Here is a 12,144-nt window from a genome sequence, read left to right as displayed (position 1 = left end):
CACGTACGAGCATCTGACAACTCTTTTGTCATGATCTAATGCCGCTTGACAGTCTCTGCGAGTAAGTGCGGACCCGGCTACCGCCGTCGGTGAAATCGTGCTCGATGCCGGCACCGGAACCCGGCCAAGGCGGCCAGAGCCCTCCCGCGGCAGAACGTTCAGCGCCGCACGGGGTGAGGGTGGTCCTGCCCGGCGGCCTTTCCGGCATGCTCCAGGAAGGCGCGGACCTCCTCGGCCTCCGGAACGCCGAGCTCCCCGTAAAGGCCGAGAGCCAGCCGCCCATGCTCACAGGCCTGCTCTGCGCGCCCGAGCGCGAGGTGGGCGCGTGCCAGCCCGTCGTGAGCACGCGCCTGTTCCGGCCGGTTGCGCGTCAGGTCGGCGAGCGCGAGCGCGGCCGTGTGCCCCTCGACCGCCCGGGCCGGCTCCCCCGCCGCCTCGGCCAGCCCGTTGAGCGCGGCGGCCTCGTCGGCGGTGTTGCCGAGCTCGCGGTAGACAGCCGCGGCCTGCTCGTGGCGGGTGCGTGCCTGGGCGAGCTCGCCCTGGCGCCGCAGGACGACGCCGAGGTGGTTGAGGATCACCGCCTCTCCGGCCGGGTTGCCGACCTTGCGGTGCAGCGCCAGTGCCAGGTCCAGATGGCGCCGGGCCTCCTCCGGACGGCCGGCCCGGTCCAGGACGAGGGCGAGGATGCCGAGCACGTGGGCCTCGCCCCAGGTGTCGGCGCCGATCCGGGTCAGGTCGAGTGCCTGCTTGAGGTGCTGCTCGGCCTGCCTGTCCTGCCGCCGGCGCAGGGCCACATTCCCCAGCGTGAGCAGTGCCCTGGCCCGCTCGTACGGCTCCTCGCACGCCTGCAGGGCCTGGTCGGCGTGCTCCTGCGCCCGTCCGTACTCGCCCAGCCGCCAGTAGGTCCACGCCAGGTCGCTGAGCGCCTGCACCTCGAAGTCGCGGTGGGCGTGGCCGAGCTTGCGCGCGCGCTGGAGCGCCAGGGTCTGCAGCGTGAGCGCGTCGGCGTGGTGTGCCTGCCGGTCGAGGTAGGGGCGCATCGCCAGGGCGAGCATGCCCACGCAGATCTCGGGCCCGTGGACGGCGGTCGCGATGATGTTGGAGCGTTCGGCGTCCAGCCAGGTGATCGCCTGTTCGGCGTCGCCGATGGGCGGGACCGGGGTGGCCGGCCGCGGGATGCCCTCGCGGTGGCTGAGGCTGTCGGGGAAGAGCCGGTCCACGGCGGCGCGGGAGCGGTGCAGGTAGTAGGTGAGCAGCCGCAGGACCGGGACGGCGCCGTCGTCCTCGGCGATCGAGCGCGCGTGCTCGCGGAGCAGGTCATGGAAGGTGTAGCGGCCGGCTTCGAGCTGCAGCAGCATGTGGGCGTCCAGGAGTCCTTCGAGGAGCTCCTCGGCCTCCTCCTCGGTGATCCCGGCCAGCGCGGCCGCGCCGTAGGGGTCGATGTCGCGCCCGGGCGCCAGCCCGAGCAGGCGGAACATGCGCTGCTCGGCCTCGTCGAGCTGCTCGTAGGACAGGGCGAAGGCCGCCGAGACCCCGTCCAGGAGCCGGCGATGGTCCCGCAGCCGGCCCGCCAGGTAGGACACGCTCCAGCGCGGGCGGTGCTGGAGGCGGGCAGCCGAGATCCGGATGGCGAGCGGGAGGTGCCCGCACAACCGCAGCACCTCGCCCACGGCGTCCGGCTCCTGGCGGGCGCGTTCACCCACGATCCGCTCGAACAGCTCCGCGGCGTCCTTCTCCGCCAGCACCTCGACCGACAGTGCGTGGGCGCCGTCCAGGTCGACGAGCCGCCGCCTGCTGGTGATCAGGACGAGGGTGTGGGAGTGCCCCGGCAGCAGGGGGCGCACGTGCTCGACGTCCAGGACGTTGTCCAGCACGGCGAGCACGCGGCGATCGGCCAGCTCGGCACGCCACAGAGCGCTCCGCTCGACCAGGGTGACCGGGATGCGGTCGGCGGGCACCCCGAGCTGGCGCAGCAGGGCCTCCAGCGCGGCGGCGGCGTCGAGCGGCTCCCGGCCCGCGGTGTGGGCCCGCAGGTCGATGAAGAGTCGGCCGTCCGGATAGCGGGCCGCCAGCCGGTGGGCCACGTGGACGGCGAGCGTGGTCTTGCCGATCCCGGCCATGCCGTCGATCGTGACGACCGCCGGCCCGTGGTGCTCGCCCACGAGCCGCTCCAGCTCGGCGGTCCGTCCGGAGAAATCGGGAATGTCGTAGGGCAGGAAGGTGGAGCGACGCGGCGGGCCGGAGACCGGCGCGGCATCGGCCAGGCGCAGGGCCGGATCATCGGCCAGGACCGCCCGCTCCAGCTCGGTGAAGGCGTGCCCGGGATCCAGCCCCTGTCCGTCGGCGAGAGCCGTACGGTAGGAACGCGCCACGGCCAGGGCGTCGGCCTGCCGCCCCGCCCGGTGCAGGGCCAGGACGAGATGGCCGTTGAGCTTCTCGCGCAGCGGGTCGGCGCTCACCTGGGCGGCGAGCTCGTCGAGCAGATCGCCGTGCCGCCCGGCGGCGAGCTCGGCCTCCGCCAGGCGCTCGTAGGCCGACAGCCGCCGGTCGTGCCAGAACTCCCGGACGCCGCTGACGTAATGCGCGTGCACGCCCTCCAGCGCCTCGCCGCTCCACAGATCCAGCGCCTTGCGCAGCTCACCGGCGGCCACCAGCTCGGTGAACTCCTGCGCGTCGACCTGCCCGGGCTCGGGCTGCGCGACGTAGCCGCCGGCACGTGTCTGGAGGAGCTGCGGGGCTCCCGCACCACGCAGCACCTTGCGGATCGCGGTGATCGAGGCGTGGATCTGCGACCGGGCGGTGTCGGGCCGGTCGTAGCCCCATATCGCGTCGATCAGCCGCTCGATGCTGATCACCCGGCCGGCGTTGAGCAGGAGGTAGGCCAGCACAGCCCGGTGACGTGGGGCGATGCCCGTCAGGGGCGCGCCGTCGACGATCATCTGGACGGGGCCCAGAAGGATGAAGCGCAGCATCATCCCTCCATCGCCGGCGCATCGTGAGTGCATAGCGAATGTATCAACCCCGGCAGCCACTCTGATCTCACACCGAACGAGACCAGAGGAGAACACGATGGAAGCCCGGATGAAGAACCCCGCCACGATCATCCCCGCCGCGATGAAGCCGATCATGGAGCTGATGCAGGCCGCCCAGTCGCAGGGGCTGCCCCAGGAGCTCATGGAAATGATCCACTTGCGGGCCAGCCAGATCAACGGCTGCAGTTTCTGCGTCGACGCGGGCCTGAAGAACCTGCGCAAGCTCGGCGAGAGCGACGAGCGCATCGGCCTGGTCGCCGCCTGGCGCGAGGCTCCGTACTACACCGACGCCGAGCGGGCGGCGCTGGAGCTGGCCGAGGCCGCCACCCGGCTGGCCGACCGCGCCGACGCCGTCTCCGACGAGGTCTGGAACAACGCCGCCGACCACTTCGACGAGCAGCAGCTGGCCTCGATCCTGATGATGACCGCCGTCACCAACCTCTTCAACCGCCTCAACGCCCCGATCCGGCAGATCGCCGGCAGCTGGTAGGCCCCGCCCCCACGCGCAGAAAGGGACACCGACATGTCCGTCGTCCGCACCCACCGCTACTCCGTCGCCGGCACCGAGCTGGAGGAGTTCCTGGCCCGCCGCGGCTCGCTGATCGCGACCGTCCGGGAGGGCCACCCCGGCCTCACCCACGCCACCCTCATCCAGCTCGAGGACGGCACCTACACCGACACCTGGCACTGGGAGAGCGCCGAGCAGCTGGGCGCCGCGCTCGCCGCCCTGCCCACCTTCCCCGAGGCGCCGCTGACCATGGCCCTCACCAAGGACGCCACCGCCCTGAACGGCCAGGTCGTCGACGAGCGCTGAGACCCGGTGATCGTCCTCAGCGCCGGCGATCTCAGGCGCCTGTGCCCCGACGACGGCACCACGCAGGCGCCGGCGGACGGTTGCGCCGTCCCGGACATCGCGGCCCGGGACGGCGCACGCGCCGTCAGGCGTCCCTCCCCTGTTGCGTGAGCTCGGCCTCCAGGCCGGTGCGCAGATGGGTCAGGAAGGTCTCGAACTGCTGAAGCAGTTCGGGCGGGTATTGGGACAGGATGGCGTCCTGGCGTCCGTTGACCGGTCCGAAGAACTCCTCGGCGAGCTCTTTGACGTGCCCGCCGCTGCGCAGGGTGACGATCCGCCGGTCGGCGTGTTCGCGGGTGCGGGTGATGTGGCCGGCCTGTTCGAGGCGGTTCAGCAGCGCGCTCATGGCCCCCGGAGACAGTGAGATGCGCTTGCTGAGAAGGGCCGGGGACAGCGGGGCGCCCCTCTCCTCGGCGGAGGCGATCTCCAGGAGAGCGAAGGCGTCGGTGGCGTGCACGCCCAGCACGGTGGCGAAGCGGCGGCCCAGCTCGGTGAAGCTCGCCCCGTAGGCCCTGAGCCCTTCCGCCAGCCGTTCGCGCTGCGCCGCGACGGCGCCGAGCGTCTGTTCCTCCATCAGGTCCTCCCTCTCGTAGCGGCGATCCGCGCCGGCGGCCGTGTTGACAATCTACCGCCACAAGAATATTTTACGGCGGAATTACATTGTCATGGAACTAACTCATGGTGGAAGCATTTGCCGCGCCCCCGCCTTCCGCCCGCCGATGAGCTGTCCTCGCCCCACCCGCCAAGATCCAGACGCGCCTCGAGGAGCCCGATGCCGAACGCACCCCACGCCGAGCTCGACCCCTTCGCCGCCACCGTCCGCGGCGTCGGCGAGCCCCATCCCGCCCACGCCGCCCTGCGCGCCCTGGGCCCGATCGTCCGCGCCGAGGCCCCCGCGGGCGGCCCGGTGTGGATCGTCACCGACTACACGCTGGCCCGCGAGGTCCTCGCACACCCCGACATCGCGAAAGACCCCGCCTACGCGCCGGCGCACTGGGACCCCCAGGCCGCGGGCCTCGAACCCACCGCCGCCGCGCAGCCGTCGCTCACCACCCTCGACGGCCCCGCGCACGAGCGGCTACGCCGCGCGCACGCCCCGCTGTTCACCGCCCGGCGGATGCGGGACTACCACGAGCCGATCATGACGATCGCCCGCACACTGCTCACCGGACTCGCCGCCACCGGCGAAACGGTCGACCTGATGGCCGACCTCACCACGCGCTTCCCCCTCACCGTCGTCTCAGAAATCCTCGGCGTACCGCTGGACAGGGTGGACCAGGCGATGGCGGCCTGCCGGGGGATGCACAGCAACCGCCCCGAGGACGTGGGGGCGGCCATGGCCGCCTTCGCGGAACTGGCCGCCGCCGCGCTCCGCGACGGCCAGGACGGCATCGCCGTCGAGCTGCGCGATCGCGTCCCCGCCGAGATGACCGAGGAGCAGGTGCACTACCTGATCTTCACGCTGATCTACGCCGGGCAGCTCACCACCGACGCGGCGCTGGGCTTCCTGCTCGCGCACCTCCTCGACCCCGACCGCGCCGCAGACAGGCCCCCGACCGACGAGCTCGTCCGGGAGACGCTGCGCCTGCACCCGCCCGCCCCCTTCACCCTCTGGCGGTTCACCGCCACCGACGTCGAGCTCGCCGGGGTAGGGCTGCCCGCCCGCTCCGCGGTGCTCGTCGACATCCGGGGCATCAACACCGACCCGGGCCGGCCCGCCGGGCCCGACCTCGCCTTCGGCGCCGGCCCGCACTACTGCACCGGCGCCCAGCTCGCCCACCTCGAGCTGAGCGCGATCGTGGAGGTCCTGCGGACCGACTTCCCCGACGCACGCCTGGCGGTGCCCTTCGCCGACCTGCGACAGATCACCGTCGGCGGCATCCAGGGAAGCCGGCTGGCCGCCCTCCCGGTCACGCTCGGCGCTGCGTAGAGGATGTCCGGAAACCCCGGGCGGACACTCGGGCGAGGCCAGGAAGCAGCGCGATGACCACAGCCGGGTAGATCGTGCTCTCCGGGGCGGCGGTAGCCGTCCGGCCGGGATGAACGTGCGCTCCACCCCCGGCGGCGCGGGGCACGGGCGTGCTCAGTCTGCCCGGCGGGCGACGTACAGGATCCGGTCGTGGTCGTCCTCGTCGGCCGGCTCCCGCGCCGCCGTCCCCACCAACCCGCAGGTGGCCACGATGCGCAGCCCGGCCCGCTCGGCCACCCGGCGCACCGTCCGGTCGGAGTGGTGCCGCTGCACGTGCCGCATCGACACCCGCTCCCAGCCCGCACCGGCCCGCTCGAACAGGTCGAACTGAGTGACCACGACCGCGTCGGCCTCGACCGGCGGGGACAGCGCGAACCACGCCACGTACCGGTCCCCCCGATCGGCGATCGCGGGGACGCCGAACGCGCGCCGGTAGTAGCCGATGGTGGTCAGGTCGAAGACCAGCACCCCGTCCTCGGCGAGCTGGTCGCGTGCGGCCGCCAACGCCCGCCACAGCTGGTCCGTGGCGGTCAGGTACGCCATCGGCACATCCACGCAGGCGACCACGTCGAAACCGCTCAGCCCAGGGGGAGGCTCCTGCAGCTGTCCCACCAGGAACCCGATCCCCTCGGCCCCGGGCCGCCGCCGGGCCATCGCCACCATCGCCGGGGACAGGTCGTAGCCGGTCACCTCGAACCCCCGCTCGCGAAAGGCCACGCTGCTGCGGCCGGTCCCGCACCCGGCGTCCAGCAGCCGTCGCCCACCCGACCCGTACCGATCGGCCGCCTCCACGTAGCGGTCCACCAGGGCGGCGGTGTCCATCCGCGCATTCAGCTCGTCGTACCGGGCCGCGATGGCCTCGTAGGCCGCCAGCGTCTCGTCCACATGCGACATGCGCGCCTCCTGGGCGCGGCTGTCCCGTCGGACGCGCGCCGGGTCAAAAGGCCGCGCCGGGCCGTCGGGCCCGGCGCGGCCGGCGAAAGAAGGCTTACCAGATGTGCCACGCCTGCCGGTTGACCCGGCGGCCGGTAACCCGGCGCAGCAGCTTCCTCATGGAGTTCACCTCCTTCCTGGTGACCGCTGGTGGTCAGGGCCTGTGTGGGGTCCGGCGCAGCTGGAAGCGGGGAGGGGTGATGATGCCCTCGACGTGGGGACGTCCGTGGCCGCCGCGCACCTCCAGGCGGGCGCCGTCGGTCACGGCGGCGAGCAGATCGGTGGCCAGGGTCTGGGCGACGGCGGCGCCGGCGCAGGTGAACGGACCGCCGCCGAAGGGCAGGTAGGGCCCGTGGGGGCCGGGGCCGTCCCACCGGCCGGGCTCGAACCGGGTGGCCCGCGGCCAGTGCCGTCCGTCGCGGTGCAGCAGGTAGGCGCAGACCGACACGCTCTCCCCCGGCTCCAGCGGCACGCCGCCGACCTGGTGGGCGTGGTGCACCGGGCGGCCCAGCAGCCACGCCACCGGCCACAGCCGCAGCGACTCCCGTACGGCCGACTCCGCGGGCACGGCCGCCAGGTCGACGCCGTGGGTGGCGGCCGCCAGCAGCGCCCAGGCGACCACGTGGCCCACCGGCGCCACCGAGGTCCGGAACAGCAGCAGGTACACCTGGGCGATCTGCGGGGCAGGCGTGTCGGACGGGGTGGCCCCGATCACGGCGTCCAGCAGGTCGCCGGGCCGGCCGGGCCGAGGGTCGGCCCGGCGGGCGCGCACCTCGCCGGCGACCGTCCGCACCACGCGCGCCCACAGCGCCCGCCGCGCCACGCCCGCCAGCCGGCCGCCGGAACGGATCAGGACGTCGCGCCGCACCACCTGCGCCATCAGCTCCCGCAGCGCCGGCGGGCTGTCCGGGCGCAGCAGCGCCTCGGCCAGGAACCGGTAGGCGGCGGCGCGCCCGGCCGCCGGCCACTGGCTGACCTCCCCCAGCTCCGCCACGAGGGTGGGCAGCCGTTCGCGGTGGGCGGCCAGGTGGGCGCGTAACGTCGCGCGCGCCGCCCGCCCGATCGCGACCTGCGTCGTCCGCGGCCCCAGCCGGCCGCCGCGGACGTGGAAGAAGTCGGACACCTCGCCGTAGTGGCCCTCATCGTCGTGCAGCACCCGCAGGGCCTCCATCGGGTCGGCCACGCACAGCGACCCGTCGTCGGGCAGCCGGAACACCGGACCCCGCTCGCGGGCCGCCTGCTCGACGAACCCCAGCGGGTCCCGGCGATACCACCGCGCCGCCCCGCCGGGCAGGCCCCCGGCCACGCCCGCCCCCGGGAGCCTCCCGCCGGGAGCGGCCTGATCCGGTTCTCCAAGCGTCGCCATCCCCACCTGCCCCACGCCGTCCGTGATCTCAGATGCACGCGCAGGAGGTGCCGTCCGCGCGCCCCGCCAGGAGAACAGCGTCGCCCGCCACCTCACCGGGCAGGCGACCGGACCCGCAGGCCCGCCGGTGCGCGGCAACGATGAAAAGACGACGTCAAACCAGGAACAGCGGTAGCTTATACCTTTAGATCACGCTTACTGTTTATTGAGTGAACAATGGGAAATATCGGCATTTCATTTACAGAATTGATGGAATGTGACGGTGAGCGCGCCCCTGACGGGCCACCCGCGCCGCTCCACCGCTCCGTGGAGGCGTTCCGCTTCTGACCCACCCACCCGGCGAGTCCGCCCAGCGGCTCACAACGCGCGCCCCTGACGGGGCTCATTCCAGGTCACAGATGGTGCCAGTGCGGAGGGGACCACAGGGAGCCATCCCGCCGGTCCCAGCCGAGGCCGGCATCGAAGTCCTCATCCGCCGGCCCGGCCGGCCCGGCGGCGGGGCGGACGGCCGGCGGGTGTCGCGCCGAGACGGCTCAGGACGCCACGCGCGGCGACGCACGGACTACCCCGTCCCCGACAGACGCAGCCGAGTGCGGGACGGCGCTGACGGAGGCAGCGCGGCGAGGACGTCGGCGAGAGTGACCCCGGCAAGGCTCCCCCGCCACGCCTCATGCGCCTCGGCCATTTTCTCGGCGAGAATGCAGGTGCGGCGGCACTCCTCCGGAGGCAGCGCCCCCCGCCCCTGCTGGCGGATCTCACGACACTCATACGGCGAGGACGTGCCGTCGACGGCCTCGACGATCTGCAGGAGCGTGATCTCGGAAGCGGACCGCGCGAGCCGGAACCCTCCCCGCGGGCCCGTGGTCGCGGCCAACAGGCCGACCCTGACGAGCGCCTTCAACTGCTTGGTGAGGTAGGCCGGCGGCAGATCGTAATACTGCGCCAGCTGCGCCGCCGACGCCGCGGCTCCCGGATCGAGCTGCGCCAGCGTCGTGGCGCAGTGCAGAACCCATTCAGTGCTCACAGGCAGTTTCACGGCCCAAGTCTATCGCAGACATTGTGGACCTATTTAGTCCATGATAGCGTCTGCACCGTACGAAAGAAGGAGAGATCATCATGCGGATCGCAATCGCCGGCGCGACCGGGAACATCGGAGCCCTCACCGTCGCCGCCCTCCAACGGGACGGACACGACGTCGTGCGCATCAGCCGCTCACTCGGCGTCGACCTGTCGACCGGCGACGGACTCGACGACACCCTGGCCGGCGTCGAGACAGTCATCGACGCCACCAACGGACCGGCGGCCGACCGAGCCGAGACGGTGGCCTACTTCGGCACCGCCACGCGCAACCTGCTCGCCGCCGAGGAACGGGCCGGTGTCCGCCACCACGTGCTGCTCTCGATCACCGGGATCCATCACATCGAAGGCAACGCGCACTACGCCGGCAAGCGGGAACAGGAGCGCCTCGTGGCCGCGGGACCGGTGCCGTGGACGATCGTCCCAGCCACACAGTTCCACGACTTCGCCGCGATGGTGGCAAGCTGGACCGAACAGGACGGAGTCGCCACGATCGCACCCCTGCTCGTACAGCCGATCGCACCCGCGGACGTGGCCGACATCCTCGCCGAGATCGCGGTGGGCCCGCCGCAGGGACGTTACGCCGACATCGCCGGACCCGAACCGCAGGACCTGGTGGACATGGCCCGGCGCACCAACGAGACACGCGGCCGTACGGTGAAGCTCGTGCCGACGTGGTCGGGGCCGTTCGGCCTGGCGATGGCCGGCAACGCGCTACTGCCCGGCGAGGGCGCCCGCATCGCACCGACCACCTTCGACGAGTGGCTCGCCGGACAGCGATAGGGCCACCGCCGTAAGACGCCGCCGCCGTACGGAGCCGGCGCGACCGGGACAGCCTCCGGGCATCCGCCAGGCCCCCATCCGCCCGCAGAGCGGATGGGGGCCGCCCGCGCGCCAGAAGAGGACGTCACGCACGCCGATCGGCGGCAGCCGACCGGACGAACGCCTTTACAACGTAGATTAATAAGTCCGGATGTCGCCGCTCAGGACATCGCCTCCCCGGCGGTGCCGCTCCCCGCCCTGCGAATGAGCGATAATGATCGCCCATGACCAGCGTCCACATACTCAATGGCCCGAACCTGAACCTGCTCGGCGCCCGCAGGCCCGAGGTCTACGGCACCACGACACTCGCGGCCGTCGAGGACCTGTGCCGCGAGGAGGCCACCCGGCTCGGTCTGGACGTGGTCTTCCGTCAGTCCAACCACGAGGGCCGGCTGATCGACTGGATCCACGAGGCCGGGGCGCGCGTCAAGGCCGGTGAGGTCATCGGCGCGGTCTTCAATCCCGGGGCCTACACCCACACCTCGATCGCCCTGCACGACGCCATCGAGGGCACCGAGCTCCCGGTCATCGAGGTGCACATCTCCAACGTGCACCGCCGGGAGGCGTTCCGGCACCACTCCTACATCTCCCCCGTCGCGCGCGGCACCATCGTCGGCCTCGGCGTGGACGGCTACCGCCTCGCCATCGACGCCCTCCACAGGATGTCCCTGGCGTAGCCGGAGCAGGGGGTCAGCTCGGCATGCTTATCTGCGATAGCGAGGGAGAGGCGTCGCGGGCAAGCTTCACCGCCTGGAGCGCGGTGGATCACCTCCGCTGCCCGCCGCGGCGGCCGCCTACCTCGCCACCCTGTCCGGCCGCGAACAACGCAACACCCAGCGCGCCTACCGTTCCACCCTCCGCGCCCTGACCGCCGAGTTCACTCGGGTATGTGACGATCTTTCCCAACGCCCCAGTCGGGTCCACGCCCCGGGCCCGGCGTGGCACTCGGGAGGAGCGCTTACCAGCTGCTCAGCTCGCCAAGGACGGGCATGCGCTCACTGGCACGACGACGACGTCCCGGTGCTCAAGGCGCCCGCCGGGGCCTTGAGTCGTCGGGTGTTACTTCTCGGCCGTGCCGGGTTTCCCGCTGATGGACTCTTGATAAATGTCCGCGTAGGTGCGCGAGTCCTTGATCAGCTCATCGCAGAACGCAGCGACGTCGTTGCCGATGAGTTCCAGGACTCCCCTGTTGGCCGCGATGCCCTCGTCGAAGAAATCGAGGATCCCTGAGAGCAGGGGCCCGTCAAGCAAGTCGATCGGTCCAACCTTGAAGAGGTACTTCTGAATCTCTTTGTAGACGATCTGATAGTCCGGCGGGAGCGCCTTGACCCGCGCCATGTGCGCCCGCCACTGCTTCTTGCCCTCGATGATGTCTTGGATGCCCACGTCAGCCTCCTAGCCGGCCCAATTTCCTTGCGACGTTCCTGTTCAACTGCTCGCGCCACCGGTCGCGATAGCTGCGAGCCCCTTCTCCACCGGCCAGCGCCGCGCAGAAGCCCTCGATGTCGTCACCCAGCACTTCGTGAATGCTCTGCCCATCGGCCGCTGTCTCTTCGAGCAGCCCCAGAGCACCGTCGAGAATCGGCATCAGGTTTCGACCGGTGAAGTCCCCGTAGGGAAAAAGATGACCCTTGATCCCTTCCCACGCCGCCCGGTAGTCGGGCGGCAATGCCTGCGCCCGGGCTTCGAACGCCTTGTATTCCCTGGTGAGATCGCTGCCTGTGATGGTCTCCCAGAAGTTCATTCCCCGCCCTCCTTGAGCTTGTCGATCCGTGATGAGACGTACTCCCATTTCGCCCAGAACGTCGCGAGTTCTTCGCGCCCCGCGTCATTGAGCGCATAGAACTTGCGCGGCGGGCCCAGCCCGGACGGTCGTTTCGTCACCTGGACGAGCCCGTTCTTCTCCAGCCGCAGCAGGATGGTGTAAACCGTCCCCTCGACGACGTCGGCGAAGCCGAGTTCGTTCAGCCGACGGGTGATGGCGTATCCATAGGTCTCCTCGCTGCCGATGATTTCAAGCACGCAGCCCTCAAGCGTGCCCTTCAGCATCTCCGTCAGGTCGTCCATCGTGGGTCCTCTTCGGCCTCCTGGT

General features: G+C 71.6%; 13 protein-coding genes. 5 read left to right on the top strand and 8 right to left on the bottom strand.

What is annotated here, in order from left to right:
* Positions 1-158 precede the first annotated feature (158 nt).
* Complete coding sequence (locus ACZ6R6_RS36045; protein ID WP_470101068.1) at positions 159-2,975, bottom strand: AfsR/SARP family transcriptional regulator; 2,817 nt, start codon at positions 2,973-2,975, stop codon at positions 159-161.
* A gap of 94 nt (positions 2,976-3,069) precedes the next feature.
* Between ACZ6R6_RS36045 and ACZ6R6_RS36040 the strand changes: the two genes are divergently transcribed.
* Positions 3,070-3,522, top strand: coding sequence for a carboxymuconolactone decarboxylase family protein (locus ACZ6R6_RS36040; protein ID WP_470101066.1), 453 nt, complete (start codon positions 3,070-3,072; stop codon positions 3,520-3,522).
* Between the two features lie 33 nt (positions 3,523-3,555).
* Entirely contained in the window at positions 3,556-3,846 is a 291-nt protein-coding gene (locus ACZ6R6_RS36035; RefSeq protein ID WP_470101064.1) for a hypothetical protein, read from the top strand.
* A 124-nt stretch (positions 3,847-3,970) separates the two neighbouring features.
* On the opposite strand, the gene ACZ6R6_RS36030 is transcribed toward ACZ6R6_RS36035, so the two are convergent.
* Positions 3,971-4,459: a MarR family winged helix-turn-helix transcriptional regulator gene (locus ACZ6R6_RS36030; RefSeq protein ID WP_470101062.1), complete on the bottom strand. Its 489-nt coding sequence runs from the start codon at positions 4,457-4,459 to the stop codon at positions 3,971-3,973.
* A gap of 198 nt (positions 4,460-4,657) precedes the next feature.
* Here ACZ6R6_RS36030 and ACZ6R6_RS36025 point away from each other — a divergent pair, with 198 nt between their 5' ends.
* Positions 4,658-5,815, top strand: a complete 1,158-nt coding sequence (locus ACZ6R6_RS36025) for a cytochrome P450 (RefSeq protein WP_470101060.1) — start codon at positions 4,658-4,660, stop codon at positions 5,813-5,815.
* 153 nt (positions 5,816-5,968) lie between these two features.
* On the opposite strand, the gene ACZ6R6_RS36020 is transcribed toward ACZ6R6_RS36025, so the two are convergent.
* From ACZ6R6_RS36020 to ACZ6R6_RS36010, 3 genes are all read right to left on the bottom strand, one after another.
* A complete protein-coding gene (locus tag ACZ6R6_RS36020) occupies positions 5,969-6,748 on the bottom strand; it encodes a class I SAM-dependent DNA methyltransferase (RefSeq protein ID WP_470101058.1) in 780 nt (259 codons plus the stop codon).
* A 193-nt stretch (positions 6,749-6,941) separates the two neighbouring features.
* Positions 6,942-8,153 carry a cytochrome P450 gene (locus ACZ6R6_RS36015; RefSeq protein WP_470101056.1) on the bottom strand — a complete coding sequence of 404 codons (1,212 nt, stop codon included), beginning with the start codon at positions 8,151-8,153 and terminating at the stop codon, positions 6,942-6,944.
* A gap of 562 nt (positions 8,154-8,715) precedes the next feature.
* Complete coding sequence (locus tag ACZ6R6_RS36010; protein WP_470101054.1) at positions 8,716-9,189, bottom strand: RrF2 family transcriptional regulator; 474 nt, start codon at positions 9,187-9,189, stop codon at positions 8,716-8,718.
* An 80-nt stretch (positions 9,190-9,269) separates the two neighbouring features.
* On the opposite strand from ACZ6R6_RS36010, the gene ACZ6R6_RS36005 reads away from it, so the two are divergent.
* Together ACZ6R6_RS36005 and aroQ are read left to right on the top strand one after the other, a co-directional pair.
* A complete protein-coding gene (locus tag ACZ6R6_RS36005) occupies positions 9,270-10,013 on the top strand; it encodes an SDR family oxidoreductase (RefSeq protein WP_470101052.1) in 744 nt (247 codons plus the stop codon).
* A gap of 263 nt (positions 10,014-10,276) precedes the next feature.
* Positions 10,277-10,729 (top strand): type II 3-dehydroquinate dehydratase, encoded by a 453-nt coding sequence (gene aroQ / locus ACZ6R6_RS36000; RefSeq protein ID WP_470101051.1) that lies wholly within the window; start codon positions 10,277-10,279, stop codon positions 10,727-10,729.
* A 382-nt stretch (positions 10,730-11,111) separates the two neighbouring features.
* Here aroQ and ACZ6R6_RS35995 read toward each other — a convergent pair whose 3' ends face one another.
* The 3 genes from ACZ6R6_RS35995 to ACZ6R6_RS35985 are packed head-to-tail and all read right to left on the bottom strand — an operon-like array spanning position 11,112 to position 12,119.
* Complete coding sequence (locus ACZ6R6_RS35995; RefSeq protein ID WP_470101049.1) at positions 11,112-11,438, bottom strand: DUF1048 domain-containing protein; 327 nt, start codon at positions 11,436-11,438, stop codon at positions 11,112-11,114.
* 1 nt (position 11,439) lies between these two features.
* Entirely contained in the window at positions 11,440-11,796 is a 357-nt protein-coding gene (locus ACZ6R6_RS35990; protein WP_470101047.1) for a DUF1048 domain-containing protein, read from the bottom strand.
* A complete protein-coding gene (locus ACZ6R6_RS35985) occupies positions 11,793-12,119 on the bottom strand; it encodes a PadR family transcriptional regulator (RefSeq protein ID WP_470101045.1) in 327 nt (108 codons plus the stop codon). Before ACZ6R6_RS35985 ends, ACZ6R6_RS35990 begins: the two co-directional genes overlap by 4 nt.
* Positions 12,120-12,144 lie beyond the last annotated feature (25 nt).

It is taken from the genome of Streptosporangium sp. NPDC048886, assembly GCF_055586905.1.
This window is presented reverse-complemented; position numbering and strand designations above follow the sequence as displayed.